The organism is Nostoc sp. DSM 114167 (genome assembly GCF_052692655.1).
The window spans coordinates 6,615,279-6,633,053 of record NZ_CP195116.1 but is presented as its reverse complement, the minus strand read 5'-3'; the positions used below and the strand labels follow the sequence as shown (position 1 = coordinate 6,633,053).

Annotated in this window: 15 protein-coding genes; 8 read left to right on the top strand and 7 right to left on the bottom strand. The window is 42.1% G+C overall.

Annotation, left to right across the window (positions count from 1 at the left end):
• Positions 1-367: 367 nt before the first annotated feature.
• Positions 368-898: a cofactor assembly of complex C subunit B gene (locus tag NSTC731_RS27920; RefSeq protein ID WP_322698287.1), complete on the bottom strand. Its 531-nt coding sequence runs from the start codon at positions 896-898 to the stop codon at positions 368-370.
• A gap of 52 nt (positions 899-950) precedes the next feature.
• Complete coding sequence (locus tag NSTC731_RS27915) at positions 951-1,298, bottom strand: PadR family transcriptional regulator (RefSeq protein WP_445627801.1); 348 nt, start codon at positions 1,296-1,298, stop codon at positions 951-953.
• A gap of 597 nt (positions 1,299-1,895) precedes the next feature.
• On the opposite strand from NSTC731_RS27915, the gene NSTC731_RS27910 reads away from it, so the two are divergent.
• The 6 genes from NSTC731_RS27910 (at position 1,896) to rpsN (ending at position 6,933) form a co-directional block, all read left to right on the top strand.
• Positions 1,896-2,474 (top strand): DUF3611 family protein, encoded by a 579-nt coding sequence (locus NSTC731_RS27910; RefSeq protein ID WP_445627800.1) that lies wholly within the window; start codon positions 1,896-1,898, stop codon positions 2,472-2,474.
• A 226-nt stretch (positions 2,475-2,700) separates the two neighbouring features.
• Positions 2,701-3,030 (top strand): hypothetical protein, encoded by a 330-nt coding sequence (locus NSTC731_RS27905; RefSeq protein ID WP_445627799.1) that lies wholly within the window; start codon positions 2,701-2,703, stop codon positions 3,028-3,030.
• Between the two features lie 193 nt (positions 3,031-3,223).
• Positions 3,224-4,504, top strand: a complete 1,281-nt coding sequence (serS, locus tag NSTC731_RS27900) for a serine--tRNA ligase (RefSeq protein WP_445627798.1) — start codon at positions 3,224-3,226, stop codon at positions 4,502-4,504.
• 284 nt (positions 4,505-4,788) lie between these two features.
• Entirely contained in the window at positions 4,789-5,889 is a 1,101-nt protein-coding gene (gene rseP, locus NSTC731_RS27895) for an RIP metalloprotease RseP (RefSeq protein ID WP_445627797.1), read from the top strand.
• Positions 5,865-6,554: an endonuclease III gene (gene nth, locus NSTC731_RS27890; protein ID WP_445627796.1), complete on the top strand. Its 690-nt coding sequence runs from the start codon at positions 5,865-5,867 to the stop codon at positions 6,552-6,554. The genes rseP and nth overlap by 25 nt, the downstream gene beginning before the upstream one ends.
• 76 nt (positions 6,555-6,630) lie before the next feature.
• A complete protein-coding gene (rpsN, locus tag NSTC731_RS27885) occupies positions 6,631-6,933 on the top strand; it encodes a 30S ribosomal protein S14 (protein ID WP_335037693.1) in 303 nt (100 codons plus the stop codon).
• A gap of 99 nt (positions 6,934-7,032) precedes the next feature.
• Here rpsN and NSTC731_RS27880 read toward each other — a convergent pair whose 3' ends face one another.
• A complete protein-coding gene (locus NSTC731_RS27880; RefSeq protein WP_012410384.1) occupies positions 7,033-7,362 on the bottom strand; it encodes a hypothetical protein in 330 nt (109 codons plus the stop codon).
• A 104-nt stretch (positions 7,363-7,466) separates the two neighbouring features.
• Here NSTC731_RS27880 and aat point away from each other — a divergent pair, with 104 nt between their 5' ends.
• Positions 7,467-8,042: a leucyl/phenylalanyl-tRNA--protein transferase gene (gene aat, locus NSTC731_RS27875; RefSeq protein WP_445627795.1), complete on the top strand. Its 576-nt coding sequence runs from the start codon at positions 7,467-7,469 to the stop codon at positions 8,040-8,042.
• A gap of 41 nt (positions 8,043-8,083) precedes the next feature.
• Entirely contained in the window at positions 8,084-8,704 is a 621-nt protein-coding gene (locus tag NSTC731_RS27870) for a hypothetical protein (protein ID WP_445627794.1), read from the top strand.
• A 70-nt stretch (positions 8,705-8,774) separates the two neighbouring features.
• On the opposite strand, the gene NSTC731_RS27865 is transcribed toward NSTC731_RS27870, so the two are convergent.
• The 4 genes from NSTC731_RS27865 to NSTC731_RS27850 form a co-directional block, all read right to left on the bottom strand.
• Positions 8,775-10,142, bottom strand: a complete 1,368-nt coding sequence (locus NSTC731_RS27865) for a diguanylate cyclase domain-containing protein (RefSeq protein WP_445627793.1) — start codon at positions 10,140-10,142, stop codon at positions 8,775-8,777.
• Positions 10,132-12,795: an ATP-binding protein gene (locus NSTC731_RS27860; RefSeq protein WP_445627792.1), complete on the bottom strand. Its 2,664-nt coding sequence runs from the start codon at positions 12,793-12,795 to the stop codon at positions 10,132-10,134. The genes NSTC731_RS27865 and NSTC731_RS27860 overlap by 11 nt, the downstream gene beginning before the upstream one ends.
• 9 nt (positions 12,796-12,804) lie before the next feature.
• Positions 12,805-13,782: an ABC transporter substrate-binding protein gene (locus NSTC731_RS27855; protein ID WP_445627791.1), complete on the bottom strand. Its 978-nt coding sequence runs from the start codon at positions 13,780-13,782 to the stop codon at positions 12,805-12,807.
• A gap of 200 nt (positions 13,783-13,982) precedes the next feature.
• Entirely contained in the window at positions 13,983-17,606 is a 3,624-nt protein-coding gene (locus tag NSTC731_RS27850; protein WP_445627790.1) for a WD40 domain-containing protein, read from the bottom strand.
• Positions 17,607-17,775 lie beyond the last annotated feature (169 nt).

Sequence of the window (17,775 nt, the reverse complement as noted above, 5' to 3'; positions counted from 1 at the left end):
AATTTTTTTTTAGTTTGTAGCTGATTTGCCAGTAAATCTAATCCAGGTAGTTGGAAAGTGAACCTGTTTCAAACCACGCTAGATTGCATGGATTGATACTACTTTGATGACGCAGAAGGGAATGGGTATAGAGCCAAGTGCCTCTAAAAAGAAGAGTGAAGTTGCGCTCTTATGCCGTAGATGGTTAAAGTTTGCTCTGTCAACGAATTTAAGTTAATGAATTTAAATTTTTTCCCCACAACCAAAGTCGTGGGGAAAACTGGCAAAGCAGCAGTCTTGATTTTCTCCTGACTACTTTCCATTGCCTGCATAGTAGGTTAGGTCAGAAGTCTGCATATCATAGTTAAGAGATGGTCGCAAAAATCAATTATTTCCCAGGCTTGAGCTGTAGAGTCCTTTGCAACTCGCCCAGTTCATCTCGATGGGCAACTACAGCAATCTTACTTGAGGAGGTTTGTTCGCTCTGAGTTGTTTCTACTTTGAGCGATACCTTCTCAAGTCTTCCAGATTTTTTCCAATAAAATAGACCACTTAAAGGCGACAGCAGTACCATCGCCAGAACAAGGGTACTCAGGCTAGGAAAAAGCAGGGATGCAACCAGAGATAGACAAACAATCCCAATCGCTGCTAGTAAAGTGAGAAATATGGCTAAGAACCAGCTGGGACGAACATTACCTTCAAAAATTACCTGATTCTGTTCTCGGTCTACCGCTGCCACTCGGTAAGACCGCGATCGAAAATACTCTTTTAATTGAGACATTAAAACAGCTTCATCTTGCTCAGATACTAGGTGGGCTATTTCTGTGCGGTCTTTAGTCGAGGCACGAATAAAGAAAAACAGCCCAACCGATAACAACAAGGTTAGCAGGAAGGTAGATGGCAAAATAGCAGTATCCATAACTAATTGTTAGTGTTTGACTGGAGGAGACTTATTCATTATCAATGATTCGTTACTTTTTCCTCCCGTTGATGTAGTTAAGCCATTGAAAAGCTAAATCCTGAGCTTGAACTTGCCATTCGGGAGAAACTTGGTACATCCGCCTGGGGCGCCCCCGTCCTTCGAGTTTCTTCCAATATCCAGTGATTGCCTTTTGGTCTTCTAGAAATTTGATTGCACTATAAAGTACGGTATCTGAAAGCCGATAGACGGGATACTCAGTTTCTAATTGCTCAATCAACTCGGTTCCGTAGGATTCACCTTGTAATAAAACAGACAGTATGTAACAAACTGCTAGTTCCTGACAAAGGTAAGTTGGCGGAGGATTCTCAAAAAATTGATATATATCCTCAAGTTTCATGGTTAGTGAATGGCTAAAAAAATGCCTTAGGGTAAAGTCTACAATCCTTGTAGACAGTATACAGTGCTACTACTACGCGAGTAATACATATAAAGCTACTTAGACGAGATTTCCAAAGGGTAAACATCAAACAATTACCCACGCCTGTGAAGTTGTGGGGCGAGTTTACGAGTTTTAAGGGCACAAAACAATGTACCCCCACTCAAGCTCGATACGGTGTGGTGAGGAGCGAACAGACAGTGAAAGACTCAGTATCTTGGTGTTAACTGATGCCGAGCTGCTTAAGCAATAAAATGCCATCGAAGAAATTTTACAGGTAAAATGCTATTTTGTCTGTAAAGCTTAATAAACACTTTGTTTTACAGTGATTTTCCCAATGCAAATTCTAAAATCTTAAGCTATAGGATATATCTGAGATCGAAGTGCTACGTCTGTAGACATACTTAAGTAGTAACCATTTATGATTTCCTCGATCGCAGAATTTCTTGTCTTATTTGACAAGTGTGATAGTAAATTTATCAAAGAAGGCGCTAAACTCCCTTCGTCCTCTCCTCCTCGCCTTCCTTATATCTTGCACCCAGCATATTAGCGATCGCTATGTCACAAACTCCCAATGCCCCATCATCTTCCTCAACTCTTAGGGCAATTGCCCAAACTTTTCGCCTTACAGGTTGGATTAGCTTCTGGATTCAGCTAGTACTAGGCGTTGTTTCTAGCATAATTGTGCTGCTGTTCGCCATCTTTAATCAAAGAACTGGCAGTCCTAGTAATAATCCTGGGACTGGCTTTGGTGTATTTTTAGCAATTTGTGGATTGGTTGTTTTGGGTGGGGGGATTTATTTAGCTTACCGTTATACGAGAATTGGCAAGCAATTGGAATCCTCCAATCCCAGCAACCGTCCTCGAAAAAGTGAGACTGTGCAAGTATTACGCTTAGGGGTGTGGGTGAATTTAGCAGGAACGCTAGTGACTCTTTTGGGGGCGCAGGCGATCGTTGGCACACTGGTAGCACGATCCATATCTCCACAAGCGATAACTACCCAATTTTTTGACCCTACCCGGATTATTAGCGGTCTAGATATGCTTGTAGTACAAGCAAACACCAACACCGTCTCAGCCCACTTTGCAGGACTGGTGGCGTCACTTTGGTTACTCAATCGCATTAACCGACCCTAATAATATGAGTGCTGAGTTTTCAAAAGTCTAAAGAAGTTAACCATAATTTTTCCGAAACAGACAAAACTGGGTGTGAAGACAACTACATAATCCTTGAAAAACATCTTACTAGTACACGTAATTATGAATTTTACCAAGCTGTAGTAGTAGGTGATGCCAAAACTAGCACAGGGATAATATGTACCTTTTTTAGAAGTCTGATACCATGAAAAATCAATTTGACACCATGAGAAATCAACCAGCACAGAAATTTAATCAAGACCTATGGAGATTTGGCGTACAGGTTTTCTTTAGTAGCATCGTGTTGGGGCTGTGCATTTTCAAGCTTGCCTCATCAGGCTCGTCACCACAGGACGACAAGAATATTGCGCTTTACTGGGGTGGTTTATCAGGTGTGCTTGCATACTGGTTACCTTCACCTGGACAAACTAGAGACGATAAGGAACCACCGAATATCACTCAAAGGACGTTTGCAGCCGTTGATAACAATAATGGTAACGATCAGAGTCTTGCTCAGGTTTCTGAAACGACAGTGACTCAAAATACGAATTCATGATTGGTTTAATGCATTATATGGTTTCTTAGCCCTGGCAATCATGCTAGGGTAAAATCTTGCTCAGAGATTGAAACTGATCTTTCTAATAAACTTTGTTTTTGCAGTTACAGCAAAGCAAAATTACTATATGCTAAATGCTTATGTGTTAACTGTATTGACAGGAAGATTTTAGGTTAAAAATTGAGAAAAATCTGTGCTGGATATCAAGCAAATACGGGAAAATCCGCAATTAGTTCAAGAACGATTGAATAGTCGTAGTGGTAAATACGACATCGAACCGATATTACTGTTAGATCGGCAACAACGGGAACTTGAGGGGACGCGTAGTCAACTCCAAGCCCGTAGCAACGAAATTGGTAAAATTGTCGGCCAGAAGATTAAATCTGGGATCAATCCTCAAGACCCAGAAATTCAAGCTTTGCGGGATGAAGGTAACTCTCTCAAAGCGAGGTTGAGTCAACTGGAACCTCAAGAAAAAGACCTCAAAGCTGAAATTGCTCAACTTGTGTTGGCACTTCCAAACTTGCCAAGCGACTCTACACCCCTTGGAAAGAATGAGGAAGATAACGTAGAAGTGCGGCGTTGGGGTGATGAGTACATTCCCCAAAATCCGAATATTCTGCCTCACTGGGAAATTGGCGAAAAGCTGGGTATTCTCAATGTTGAACGAGCTGTAAAAGTTGCCCAAAGTCGCTTTGTGACATTAATAGGCGCTGGTGCAGCATTGGAGAGGGCATTAATTCAATTTATGCTGAATCTCCATACTCAAGCTGGGTATGTGGAAGTCAGTCCGCCACTATTAGTGAATACTGAGTCTTTGACGGCGACCGGTCAATTGCCTAAATTTGCGGAAGAAAGCTTTAAATGCGCTGATGATGACTTATGGCTGATTCCGACAGCTGAAGTTCCAGTTACAAATTTGTACCGGGGTGAAATTCTCGCTGCTGAAGATTTGCCTATTTACCACTGTGCCTTTACGCCCTGTTTTCGCCGCGAAGCTGGTAGTTATGGGCGCGATATGCGGGGATTAATTCGCCTGCATCAATTTAACAAGGTGGAAATGGTGAAGTTTGTCGAACCCAGTACGTCTTTTGATGAACTGGAGAAATTGGTAGGGAATGCAGAAGCAATTTTACAGGCGTTGCGGTTGCCTTACCGAGTAGTAAATTTAAGTACCGGGGATTTGGGATTTGCCTCTACCAAAACTTATGATTTAGAGGTTTGGTTGCCTTCTTCTGGCAAATACCGCGAAATTTCTAGCTGTTCCAATACGATAGATTTCCAGGCGCGACGGGCTGATATTCGCTTCAAAGAGGCGGGGAAGAAAGGTACTCAGTTCGTACACACTCTGAATGGTTCGGGTTTGGCGGTGGGAAGGACGATGGCAGCAATTTTGGAGAATTATCAACAACCCGATGGGACGGTGAGGATACCTGAAGTGTTGCAACCTTACTTGGGACGTGAAGTTTTATAATTTGTCATTAGTCATTTGTCCTTTGTCCTTTGTTAAAAACTAATGACTAATGACCAATACTTCGACTACGCTCAGTACAAGTGACCAATGACCAATGACGGCAGTTGACGGCAGTTGCTCCACTTGGGGAGACCCCAAGACCGCACTGCCTTCTCCACTTGGGGAGACCCCTTGGCGCTAGCCTCTCCCTTTGGGAGAAGACCGCACTGCCTCCCCAATGCCCAATGCCCAATGCCCAATTAGAATGGAGATAACTATAGCTTAATATCTTCACAATTTACTCTATGTCAGTTTTAGCAGCGATCGCAGTCTTGGCTGTTTTGATCTTGGTACACGAGTTGGGACATTTTGTTGCAGCACGTTCTCAAGGCATTCTCGTTAACCGTTTTTCTTTGGGTTTTGGCCCAGTTCTTTTGAAGTACCAAGGTTCGCAAACCGAATATGCTGTCCGCGCTTTTCCTTTGGGCGGCTTTGTGGGCTTTCCCGATGATGACCCCGATAGCGATGTTCCACCCAATGACCCAAATCTGCTGCGTAACCGTCCAGTTTTAGACCGAGCGATTGTCATCAGTGCTGGAGTGATCGCAAATTTAATATTTGCCTACTTGGTGTTGGCTCTGCAATTGGGTATCGTCGGCATTCCCAAAGAATTAACTTATCAAGCTGGTGTAATTGTCCAGCCTGTTAATCAAGAATCTGTTGCCTACCAAGCAGGAATTCGGGAAGGAGATATTATTCTGGCTGTGAATGGTCAAGAACTCCCGGCTTCTGATAAATCAACTCCTTTGCTGACCAAAGAAATTCAAACTCATCCCAATCAGCAAATCGAACTGAAAATTCTGCGTGAAAAACAACAACAAACCCTGAAATTAACTCCGAAATTGGGAGCCGATGGCAAAGGCGTAGTTGGTGTGGCACTCAGTCCGAATGCTACAGCAATTTATCGCCGTCCTAATAGTCCTTTTGAAATTTTTGGTCTTGCTGCTAACAGGTTTCAACAATTATTTGTTGGGACACTCAGCGGTTTTGGGCAGTTAATTACCAACTTTCAACAAACTGCTGGACAAGTTTCTGGCCCAGTTAATATTGTCAAAATCGGGGCAAAATTAGCTGATGATAATAGCGCAAATCTGTTGTCTTTTGCGGCAATTATCAGCATTAACTTGGCTATTATCAATATTTTGCCTTTACCAGCTTTGGATGGCGGACAACTCGCTTTTCTGGTGATTGAAGGTTTACGCGGTAAGCCAGTACCCGCCCGAATTCAAGAAAGTGTAATGCAAACCGGTTTGGTGTTACTCTTAGGCTTAGGAATTTTTCTGATCGTCAAAGAAACTACCCAATTAACTAGCCAATTGGAATGGGTACAAAAATTGTTCCAGTAAGCGTTACCCGCAAATCGTTATCTAAAAAGCAACGGGCAATAGAAATTTTAGCTCGGCTGAAGCGTCTTTATCCAGATGCTACTTGCTCTTTGAACTACTTAACGCCAGTACAACTGTTGGTGGCAACAATTCTCTCGGCTCAGTGTACTGATGAGCGGGTAAATAAAGTAACACCAGCTTTATTTAGTAGGTTTCCTGATGCAGCGAGTTTAGCGATCGCTGACTTAGTAGAATTAGAAAGTTTGGTGCGTTCAACAGGGTTTTATCGCAATAAAGCCAAGAACATTCAAGCCGCCTGTCGGATGATTGTCACTGAGTTTAACTCTGTTGTCCCCAACCAAATGGAGCAATTATTAAAGCTTCCAGGTGTGGCGCGCAAGACAGCAAATGTAGTCCTAGCTCATGGTTATGGCATTAATGCTGGCGTGACAGTAGATACTCACGTCAAGCGCCTGTGCGAACGCTTGGGTTTAACTGAACATACAGATCCCGTTCGGATTGAGCAAGATTTAATGGATTTATTGCCTCAGTCTGATTGGGAAAATTGGTCAATTCGGCTGATTTATCACGGTCGTGCTATTTGTAAAGCCCGCTCTCCTGTCTGCGTTGCTTGTGAGCTTGCCGATTTATGTCCGGCTGCAAATAAGCCAGTGGTTGTAGGATAAGCGACACAAGTAACCCCAGAATTGATGGAGAGACTGTAGAATGGAAAACGGTGTCTTCAAATAAGTTAGAGAATATATGGCAAAAAAGAGCATGATTGAGCGCGAGAAAAAGCGCACCAAGTTGATCGAAAAGTATGCTGACAAGCGGGAAGCTCTCTTAGAAGAGTTCAAAAGTGCAGCATCTCCTTTGGATAAACTAGAAATCCACCGGAAGATTCAACAGCTACCCCGGAATAGTGCGCCCACCCGCCACCGCAACCGTTGCTGGTTGACTGGTCGTTCTAGAGGAGTTTACCGCGATTTTGGGTTGTCTCGGAACGTACTACGAGAATGGGCGCATGAAGGCCTTTTACCTGGAGTTGTTAAGTCTAGTTGGTAGTTAAGAGTCATTAGTCAGTAGAGACGCGATTAATCGCGTCTGTACAATGGTCATTGGTAAATAACAAAGGATTAATGACAAAGGACAAATGACAAAATATTATTGACCACAACACTTATCAATTCCCAGACTTTCTAAGAGTAGATCGCTGACGGCGTTAGCGATCGCAAACTCTCCATAGAAGCTATTGGAAAAATCATAGGACTGCATCTCTGTGACAATGGCAATTACCAGAGAACCAAGGTCATTTTCTCCTTCCATCCGTTGACGCACAAAAATCTGTGCGGCTCGTTGGGCAATATTTTGGTTTACTGCTTCGGGGATAAATTCTGTATCTAGCCACCGTTGTAAGCGTTCTCGTAACCATTCACCTTCGAGTAGGGGGTTTTCGGGCGGTGGTAGGGTGATGGGTGGAATTGGTTGAGTCATTTTTTTTAAACGCAGAGGGACGCAAAGGGAAACGCAGAGGAACGCTGAGGTTGATTTTTTAGCATCAAATTGCGTTTCTAAGAGTATTTTTTTTATATTTATTTATGGAATATGATATCGCGGCTATTGTTGAGGGTTATGCACAAGGCTATTTTCTCATGGCTGATGAGCGCGATCGCCTGAGTTGGTACGGAAGTCGCGATCGAACTTTTATTCCTTTGGATGAGAGGTTTCGTTACCCCAAGTCTTTACAGCGTGTTCTGAATCAAGAACGGTTTACTGTGGCGATTAATCGGGACTTCCAAGCTGTGGTGGCTGGCTGTGCTAATAGAGAGACAACTTGGATTTCACCGGAACTGGAAAAGATTTACTGGCTACTTTACCAGAGTGGTTATGCTTATAGTTTTGAAACTTGGCAAGGTGACGAATTAGCTGGGGGAATTTTAGGAATTGTGATTGGTGGGGCTTTTATTGGCGAGTCGATGTTTTACCGCATTCCCGAAGGCTCAAAGGTGGCGATGGTTAAGTTGGTGGAAAGATTGCGTCAGAGAAAATTTGTGTTTTTTGATGCCCAAATGATGAATCCCCATTTGAAGAGGTTTGGCGCTTATCGGGTTAGGGATGAAGAATATCAATCTTTACTTGAGCAAGCGTTGCAATGTACTTGTAATTTAGTATAAATAATGACAACATCATTAATATTAAACAAGTAGTTCGATTGATGGTTTCCATTGTTATCAAACATGGATGGTTTCATCAGATTCTTGGGAAATGTGCCCAGCATGGTGGGTTTGTTTTTATTGCGCTATTGGGTGACTTGGGTAGCGAACTAGAAATTATCTCATATCAGAGGGTTGGAGAAGATCCAATGTTTCCTCTTTCGGACTACATTGAGGGACAACCTCCGAGTATTTTACAGAGATGCCAGGATCTATTTGGAGAATCAGTTAATGCAGTGTGGGTACGGGCTAGAATTCCAGCCATATTTGGTTCTAATATTTTGATAAGCTTGTCTATTCCAGACTACAAGTATGCACTCATAGAGCAAATGTTCATGGCTTGTGAGCTAGGGTCAAATGGAGACTGGATAGCATACCCATTCATTTGTGAAGATTACAACCTTCGTGCTGGACTGCGTTTTAATCCAGATGGTTCATCAACTGAGATTTATAAACGTATTGCCAAGGCATTTTGGGAATTATTACTTCTTGAATCTAAAAGTGTTTGTGCATTCCGCGATGGCTACCTACACTATAACGAGATGGGTGACGAGGAATGGCATAATGTGGTATTTCAGCACGATCGATTCAGCATTGAAATAATAGACTCTGTGTTATTTTAAAAGAAAAGCCGGATGTGATTGTTACTGATGTAATAATGGTGGAAATGAAGGTATTGCTATAAAAAACGTTTTAATCATTACAATAGCGATCGCGCCCATTTTGTTTGGCATTGTACAGTGCTTTATCTGCTGAAGCAATGAGTGTGTCTGGCCTGATGTTCCAAATAGGTATGCGAGAGGTAATTCCTAAACTAACGGTGATAATATTTTTGACATCAGACTGTACATGGGGAATAGCCAGAGCATGAATTGCTTGCTGAATACTTTGTGCTACTTTGAGCGCTCCCGTTAAGTCAGTATTGGGCAAGAGTACCAAAAATTCTTCTCCACCATAACGTGCCACTAAATCAGCAGGACGATGAATTGTCTGTTGCACTGTTTGCGCTATCCTCATTAAACAATCATCGCCTGCAAGATGACCATAGTAATCGTTGTAAAGTTTGAATTTATCAACGTCAAACATAATCAGTGACAGGGGTTGTTGTTCTCGTGCAAGGCGTTTCCATTCTGCTTTCAGTCGTGCATCAAAGCAACGACGGTTAGCCACTTGAGTTAAGCTATCTAAATTTGCCAGTTGTTCTAGTTTCTGATTTGCATCTTGAAGAGCTAATTCAATTTGTTTACGTCCAGTGATGTCGCGTATGGTAATAGCAAAACCATCATTTAGTTTGACTGCAACAAAGTGATACCAGCAAGAATTGCCTAATGGATAGTAAAAATCTCGTTTTAAAGCTTCCCCCGTTTCGACAAGATTAACGAATTGATTAAAGAGTTCTGGTTCTAGATAGGCTAAGAGTTTTTTTAGTACTAATTTGCCAATCATCTCTTCACATTTGCTTCCGAAGGCTCTAGCAATGACAGGATTGATCACTAAGCAACGGAAATCTTCAATGTCTCCTGTTACAGGGTTGCGGACAGCTTGCATAGCGGCAATACCATCTAGCGAACTATTCAAAATACTGGCTAGCATTGCCCTGGAATGATACAGTATCTCTTCTGTTTCCCTACGCTTAATATTTTCTTTTTCTAGAAGCCGTTGCTGGCGTTGAATGGTTAACTGATTTTCTAGACGCGCTACAACTTCTTCCATCTGAAAGGGTTTAGTGATGTAGTCTATGCCCCCTGACTCAAAGGCTGTCACTTTATCGAACACATCATCTAAAGCACTAATAAAAATAACAGGAATGGTGCGTAAAACTTCATCAGCTTTTAAAGTTCTACACACTTGATAGCCATCCATTTCTGGCATCTTAATATCTAAAAGAATGATGTCTGGTTGCTTTGCCTTTACTGTTTTTAGTGCCATCCTTCCACTTGTGACACTACGAACAGTGTAGCCGAGTTTGACTAGAGTATCACTTAATAAATGTAAATTTTTGGGACTGTCGTCTACTAGGAGAATATTACCTTTATTTTCTTTATCAGAATTAAGATTCATTGCTTCTCAGGGGTTCGGCTAAATCAACTAATTCCTCAAATTCAAATTGACGAGCAAGTTTTGTTAAAGATTGAATTAAAAAAGTTTCTGTTTTAGGAACATCTCTAATTAATTCTATGACACGATTAGTATTTGCTTCTAATGCAGCTTCATAGAATTGATTAATCCATTCTTGAGACATACAAATTAGATTTTTGGATGTTAAAGGATTTTTTTCTGTATATTCCAAATTTGAATAATTATTTTCAGCAAATATATATTTGACACCCAGATGTTTGGCTAGTGTGTCAAAAATTGTATGTTCTGCAAAAGGTTTACGGAGAAAGTCATCACATCCGGCTGAAAGGACGATCGCTTTTTCTTCTTCTAAAACACTTGCCGTTAGAGCAATTATAGCTGTAGCATTCCCCTTTGTAGTGGACTTAATATATTTTGTAGCTTCGTAACCGTCCATGACAGGCATTCGCATATCCATCCAAATCAGGTGGGGTTCCCATTCATTCCAAATAGCGATCGCTTCTTTGCCATTACTAGCTTCTTTCATCTCAAACCCTAACGGTTGTAAAAGTTTAATTAATAATTTGCGATTAATCGGTTTATCATCTACTATTAATAGTTTATATATAGGTTGTCCTGGTACAAGTTCCAATACTTTTGGATGTACTTCTAAAATATTTTTATTGGTTGGTTGACCTAACTTTGCTTGAATATAAAATTTAAAAGTTGTCCCAACTCCCAATTTACTTTCAACAGAAATATCTCCTCCCATTAACTGAATAAACTTGTGACTAATTGCTAAACCTAAACCCGTTCCTTCTTGGGATTCTTTTCCGGCTTGTGCTTGAGCAAAAGCATTAAATAGTTTGGGTAATTCTGCGGCTGCAATCCCCACTCCTGTATCACAGACTTTAAAATCAAGAGTTAAAATATCTGTGAATTCTTCACTACTATTATTTACTGTTAAACTAACTGTTCCTTTTTGAGTAAACTTAATGGCATTACCAATCAAATTAATTAATACTTGCCGGAGTTTTAACTCATCTGTGCAAATGTAATATGGGACATTATCACTACGTTGAAATATTAAATTTAAGCCTTGATTACTTGCCTGTAAATGTAGCATATCTTCTAAATCATCTAGCAAGCGATACAGGTCAAAGTCTCTAGGGTTAAGAGTAGTTTGACCCGCTTCTATTTTTGATAAATCGAGAATATTATTAATAAGTGTGAGTAAATAATCACCACTGTGATAAATGATCCCAGCATTCTCATAATGCTCGGCAGGCAAGTTTTTAGCGCGTAACATTAACTGAGAAAAACCTAGAATAGCATTGAGGGGCGATCGCAATTCGTGACTCATATTCGCAATAAATAAACTTTTAGCTTGATTTGCGACTTCAGCTTTTTCTTTAGCAATCGCTAACTCTGCTGTTCTCTCCTGTACCCGTTGTTCCAAGGTTTCCAAAGATGTTTGTAATTGAAGTGCCATATTATTAAACGATTTTGCCAGTTGACCTATTTCGTCTTTTGATTTATTTTTGGCACGAATATCTAAGTTACCTGCGGTAAACTGGGAAACTATATTGGTAAGAGAAATTATTGGCTTTGTTAGCAGTTGTCCGATGACAAAAGCAATGATTGTCACGATTCCAGCAATAAATGCAAATAGAAAAATTGCGTCACGAATTTGCTTTTCTACAGGTGCTAGGGCAACGGCAAGGGGTCGGGCAAACAACACAGACCAAGGTTTATATTGCAAACGAGCGATCGCAATTAGATTAACCCAATCGCCTGTTGCTGACAAAGATGCAATTAAATACGACTGTTTATTATCTAATGCTTGTTTAAGCTTTGACTCATTAGTTGCCAATTCTTTGACAGAAGAATTAGGCAAACGACCTTCCTGTTGCAGTTGAATTACAACATCGTCAGGCAGAGGCACAATTGATTTAAAAAGCAGTTCTGGTGCAGTACTATGTGCCAGATAAATATTATTGTCATCTAAAAGAATCGCAAAAGCTTTTGCCCCAGCTCGTTCAGTTTGTCGAGTTACTAACTGCTGAACAACAGTCGCATTATACGAAACACGCAATATACCCAATATATCTCCCTTGGCATTGCGAACCGGACTGCTAAAAAAGAGGGTAATCAGATCGGGAATTGTCGGCGATCGCTTCATGCTAGAAACAAAGGAGAAACCAGTTTTTAGCGGTTTTTTAAAATAATCTTGAACTGATTCATCTTTGCCAATATTTAGTGTACGTGTATCTAATACATTTTTCCCGTTTAAGTCGAGCAAAGCATAAGAGAGAATATTGAGCATATCTTTGCGACTGAGACGGATTAATGTTTCTGTCGCCAATTGCATTTCGGGGCTGTCGTCTCGCTGTTTTGGAGTTAGGCTGAGGTAGCGTGCCAAACCTGGTAAAATCGCCTCTGTGCGCACGGCATTGAGATTTCCATCAATAAAGGCATCTATTCTGTTAGCGGTTTCGTTAGCCGCCGCAGATAGGGCCTGTCGGGCGTTGTCAGTTAGTGCTTTTTCAGTTGTCTGTTTGTTGACAAATGCCAATAACAGCAACGGAATCAAAGCAACAACGAGAAACGAGGCGATTAACTTTGTACGGATGCCGCCCAAAAAAGAGTGCTGCATAGCTTCAAACTAGGGAGGATTCAAGAAGGAAGAATTAAACAAACTTTTTAGTTCAGGAATACGCGTCAGGTTTCCAGAGCGAATAAAAAAGTCTGCATATATCTTGGCAGTTTGATAAATGGATTTAGGGTTGCTAGATTGAAAATATTTTTGATTTTCACCTAAATCAGTTAGATTTATTCCCTCTAGAGAGAGAGTATCGAGCGGAATTTTTAATGCTTTGCTGACGATAGCTTTTCCTTCTTCAACATTTGCTTTCCAGTAGGTCGAGGCTTGCAGCCATCCGCGCACAAATGCACTAATATCTTCGGGGCGATCGCGGATTGTCTCACCGCGAAAGATAATCAAATCTAAAATCAAGCCAGGGGTTTGCTTGCTAGTAAATAGAATATTTCCCCCTAATTTCATCGCTTCAGAGAGATAAGGTTGCCAAGTGTGTCCGGCTTGAATCGTATTATTTTTCAGGCGTTGAGGAATTTCTGAAGCCTCTAATTGAACTAAGCTCACATCATCACTGGTTAAATTGGCAGTTTTCAACATTTCAGTCACGAAAACTTCGCTAAAACCGCCTAGATTTGCACCCAGCTTTTTACCTTTCAAGTCAGCTACAGTTTTTATTTTTGATTTGGCAACTACCACATCTGCTCCTATTGATTCATCTATCACGATCGCGCCTTGTATATCTGGATTTGTGGCACTCAAGATGATAAAAATTCCCAAGGACGACGTAATCCCATCATACTTACCTGCATTGAAGTTTGCTTGTACCAATTGGGTGTATTGTTTATGAATTAGTTCCACATCTACCCCTTGGGTTTTGAAGAATCCTTTTTCTTGGGCAATGATGCCTGGAAGCTCTCCAACAAAAGATCCAAATGCCACTTTCAATGGAGGGCGTTTGACTTCAGTTGGTGCTGAAGTATTACAAGCAAGTAGTAAACAGGCGGTAATCAGGAAAATGCTAATGGATCTGAGTAGTTTAAGCATAGAATTTTTGATGTTTTTTAATTATTGTTAATCAAAGATTCCGCTAAACAAACTAATTGTTCAAATTTAAATTACCGTGTAAATTTAGTCGGTGATTGTATTAAAGGAGTTTTGGTTGTTGGAATTGCTTCAAAGCGGCGCGATAATTTGATTCACAGATATTGTTTTGCAGCCGCCCCAACAAGGTATTATGGTTCAAATCAATGAAAAAGGCTGTAATTGCAAAGAGAGCGATCGCTCTTTTCCACTGTTATATTAGTCTTTAAATAATCCCGTACCCAATCACAACTGTATTTCAGTAGGTTGAGATGCAGAATTTGTTCTAAATCCCACAGAATCACAAGTTGGTCATCTCCACCAGAAGCAAGGGTTTTGCCATCGGGGCTAAAGGCAACACTGCCGACATTAGAAGTATGTCCATTCAGGGTGACGAGTAAAGTACCATCAATTTTCCAGACTTTGATCGTATTGTCAAAACCTGCGGCTGCTAGCATTTGACCATCTGGACTGAATGCTACCCTCGTTAAGCCAATACTTTTACCATCAAAGCTCCTCACCAGAGTGCCATCACGTTTCCAAAGTCGCAGACTACCATCCCCACCTGTAGAGGCAATCAATTGACTATTCGGGCTAATGGCAACCCCAAAAACTTCACTCTTATGCCCTTCTAAGGTGCGATCGGGTTTCTTTAACAGGCGTTCGCTATTTTCTGAAGTCCACAGTTTGATAGTGCCATCAGCACTAGCAGAGGCGATAAACTGCCCATCTGGACTATAAACAATGTCCCAAATTCGCCCTGTATGCGCCTGGATAATTTGTTGGAGTTGAAACTCTCCATTGGAGCCGCGTTGCCAGAGTCTCAGCTTGTAATCAAAACCCACAGTCACTAATCGGTTGCCATCAGGACTGTAGCTAACACCCAAAAGACCGATACCTGGCCCTTCCAGAATGGTTCGCTGATTGCTGTCTAGTTGCCACAGTCTCACAACACCTTTAGAACCAACGATCGCTAAAGTTCGACCATCGGGGCTAAAGTCGAGACTAAGCATTCGAGAATCTTCTTCAACAATAGTTTTGGCGAGAGAACCATCGCGTCTCCAGAGTTTGACTTCTTTGCCAGCAACAGAAGCTAGCCGTTGCCCATCAGGGCTAAATGCCACCCGCCAGACCATTTCTTGATGGCCATTGAGTAACTTTATTAAGGGTGAGTTGACTCTCCAGAGTTTGATGGTGTTGTCGTGACTGGCAGAGGCGAGAGTTTCTCCATCAGGACTGAAGGCGATGGTTTGAATATTTGAGGTATGCCCCTGCAAAGTTCTTAATAAAGTACCATCTATTCGCCAGAGTTTAACGGTTTTATCAGAACCGCCGGAAGCAATAGTCTGCCCATCAGGGCTAAAGGCTACACCAAATATTTCAGCAGTATGCCCTTTAAAACTTCTCAGCAGAGTGCCTTCTCGATTCCACAGTCGCACTATCTTATCTGCACCGCCAGATACTAAAGTTTGTCCATCAGGGCTAAAAGCAACACTCCAAATAGTTGCGTTTCCGGCTGTGAATGTTTTGAGTAGCCCTCCATCCAATCGCCAAAGCTGATTCTTGCCGCCTACCATAGAAGAAGCCAAGGTTTGACCATCGGGGCTGAAGGCAATTCCCCACACACTACGCTGATGTTTAAGAGTTCTGATTAAAGTGCCATCTAGTTGCCAAAGCTTAACGCTAAAATCGCCACTGGCAGAAGCGATCGTTTGTCCATCTGGGCTAAAGGCAACTCGCCACACCGCAGATTTGTGCCCTTTGAAAATGGTTGACAATTTACCATCGATCGTCCAAAGACGGATAGTGCCATCAATGCCGGCAGCGACTATCCGGCGGCTATCCGGGCTGAAGCGGACGCTTTGTATGGTTGCAGTATGTGGTAGCGTTCTCACCAGTGTTCCATCCCGCTTCCATAGCTTGACTGTGCGATCGATGCTAGATGAGACAATCCACTGACCATCAGCGCTAAAATCAACGCCCAAGACAATCCCTTGATGCCCCGACAAGTGATTGAATTCATCAGCACCGTAGACAGCTTGTTCTAATACTTTGCGGGTTTGGAGATCCAGAGCATTGGCATCTGCCAAATTTTGCAGATCGAGCCGTTGAAATTCCTGTCTGGCTCGGATTGCTTGTACCAATGCATCTAAGCGTTGATTGGAATTAAAACTACCATTGGAAGCAGATGCGATCGCCCGTACCTCACTCAGTGATGCTTGGCGATCGGCGTAGAGTGTTGTGAACCCCAAGACAAGAACTGCTAGTAGGGCCAAACTTACCCCTAATAGGAGTCGTCGCTGAAGCCGAGCGCTCTTTTGTTCGCTTGCCAATCGCGCTTCAATTTCTTTGAGTCGTTCTACTTCCATTTTTTGCTGGACTTCCCGACGTTCCAATTCTTGGCTAGCTGCTAAAAATCGATAGTCCAAATCGCTAAGACTTTTACGCTGAGTCCAGTCCAAAACCTCTTGTAAAGCATTACCCCGCAGCAGGCGTGACTCATCTTGAAAGCTCGATGCTACCCAAGCATTGAATGGCTGTGAATAAGGGCGCAGATTGTCTAACTGCTTTAACACCCATTCAGTATTGAAAATATTTCGGTAGATGGGATTTTTAATTCTGAGATAGCCGTTGTACTTCTCGACCAATCCTGATAGTAAAAGCTCCGTCTGTTCTCGGCTATCATCAGCAGCCACGGGAGATAAAAGAGGACGCAAAGACTGGGAACGCCAAGAGTCGCTAGTGTCTTCATTATTTGCGTCCTCCCATCCCCATTTTCCCTCGTCCTGTATTTCCTCGGCTTGCAATACTTGCTGATAAAGACTCAGCAACCGTCCAGTTTGTTGTTGGTTGAAAAGTAAGCGATCGCGAATCGTGCGCAGGTGTTCGGGTTCATCTTGTGATTCCCAGTGTTGGATAATCTGCGATCGCACCAATTCTTCTACCCAATACGCCTCAGTTTTTGGGGGTAGGAAAATTTTCCGCTCTGATGTCTTTAAGGCAGTTTGAAGAATTAATTGACAGAGTTTTTGAGTGAGAAACGGTTGTCCACCTGTCCAATAGATCACCTCTTGCAGCACAACTTCTGGTCGCTCAATTGCTCCTTTTAACCCATTTAGCAATGGGCTAGCTTCATCCAATCGAAAGCCGTATAACTCAATAGCTGTCCCAATGTTAAAAGGTGTCCGGCGTTTGTCTGCAATTAAATCAGATGGACTAGCGACTCCAAACAATGCAAATCCCAGGCGTTGAAACCTCGGATCGTGTGCCTGCTGATTGTAGCAATGACGAATCCAGGCAAAAAAGTCATTGACCGGAAAATTCAAACTCAGCAAACTATCAATTTCATCAATTAAAATGAAAATGCCTTTAGCTTCGCCGCCTCCTTCAGAATCGCTCTTGACATTTGGCAGCAATACTTCCTCAACAAACTGGTGTAGTTTTTGTACAGGAGAAAGACCTGTTTGCATATTCCACCATTGCTTAAAGTTGACGTATTCCGCCAGATTTAACCCGTAGAATATGCTGACAATGATTCCTTTATACCATTGTGCTGATGTGGTATCCTCGCTACCCAATTGGGTCACGTCTAAGTAAACACATTTATAGCCTTCTGACTTGAGACGACGACTTATTCGCTGTAGTAGGGATGATTTACCCATTTGGCGAGAGTTGAAGACGTAGCAAAAATCGCCACCTTTTAAACTGGTATAAAGTTTTTCGTCTGCTTGACGCACAACATAAGTGGGATCGTCACTGTGGAGGCTACCGCCAACTTGGTATCTCATGTGCAAAGTGTGATTATAAAAGGGGGAAATAAAGAAACGTGAGTTCGACAGACCTCTCCCTCCCGGCCTCCCTCTCCTAAAAGGCGAACGCGTTGCGTCTCCCCTTGGGAGAGGGAGGAGTAACGAGTAAGGAGGGTTTTTGCTCCCCTCTCCTGGTAGGAGAGGGGCA

Excerpts from the sequence above, each read along its gene's own strand:
- NSTC731_RS27920 (WP_322698287.1), bottom strand. The coding sequence starts at position 898 with ATGGATACTGCTATTTTGCCATCTACCTTCCTGCTAACCTTGTTGTTA.
- NSTC731_RS27915 (WP_445627801.1), bottom strand. The coding sequence starts at position 1,298 with ATGAAACTTGAGGATATATATCAATTTTTTGAGAATCCTCCGCCAACT.
- NSTC731_RS27910 (WP_445627800.1), top strand. The coding sequence starts at position 1,896 with ATGTCACAAACTCCCAATGCCCCATCATCTTCCTCAACTCTTAGGGCA.
- NSTC731_RS27905 (WP_445627799.1), top strand. The coding sequence starts at position 2,701 with ATGAGAAATCAACCAGCACAGAAATTTAATCAAGACCTATGGAGATTT.
- rseP (WP_445627797.1), top strand. The coding sequence starts at position 4,789 with ATGTCAGTTTTAGCAGCGATCGCAGTCTTGGCTGTTTTGATCTTGGTA.
- nth (WP_445627796.1), top strand. The coding sequence starts at position 5,865 with ATGGGTACAAAAATTGTTCCAGTAAGCGTTACCCGCAAATCGTTATCT.
- rpsN (WP_335037693.1), top strand. The coding sequence starts at position 6,631 with ATGGCAAAAAAGAGCATGATTGAGCGCGAGAAAAAGCGCACCAAGTTG.
- NSTC731_RS27880 (WP_012410384.1), bottom strand. The coding sequence starts at position 7,362 with ATGACTCAACCAATTCCACCCATCACCCTACCACCGCCCGAAAACCCC.
- aat (WP_445627795.1), top strand. The coding sequence starts at position 7,467 with ATGGAATATGATATCGCGGCTATTGTTGAGGGTTATGCACAAGGCTAT.
- NSTC731_RS27870 (WP_445627794.1), top strand. The coding sequence starts at position 8,084 with ATGGTTTCCATTGTTATCAAACATGGATGGTTTCATCAGATTCTTGGG.
- NSTC731_RS27865 (WP_445627793.1), bottom strand. The coding sequence starts at position 10,142 with ATGAATCTTAATTCTGATAAAGAAAATAAAGGTAATATTCTCCTAGTA.
- NSTC731_RS27860 (WP_445627792.1), bottom strand. The coding sequence starts at position 12,795 with ATGCAGCACTCTTTTTTGGGCGGCATCCGTACAAAGTTAATCGCCTCG.
- NSTC731_RS27855 (WP_445627791.1), bottom strand. The coding sequence starts at position 13,782 with ATGCTTAAACTACTCAGATCCATTAGCATTTTCCTGATTACCGCCTGT.
- NSTC731_RS27850 (WP_445627790.1), bottom strand. The coding sequence starts at position 17,606 with ATGAGATACCAAGTTGGCGGTAGCCTCCACAGTGACGATCCCACTTAT.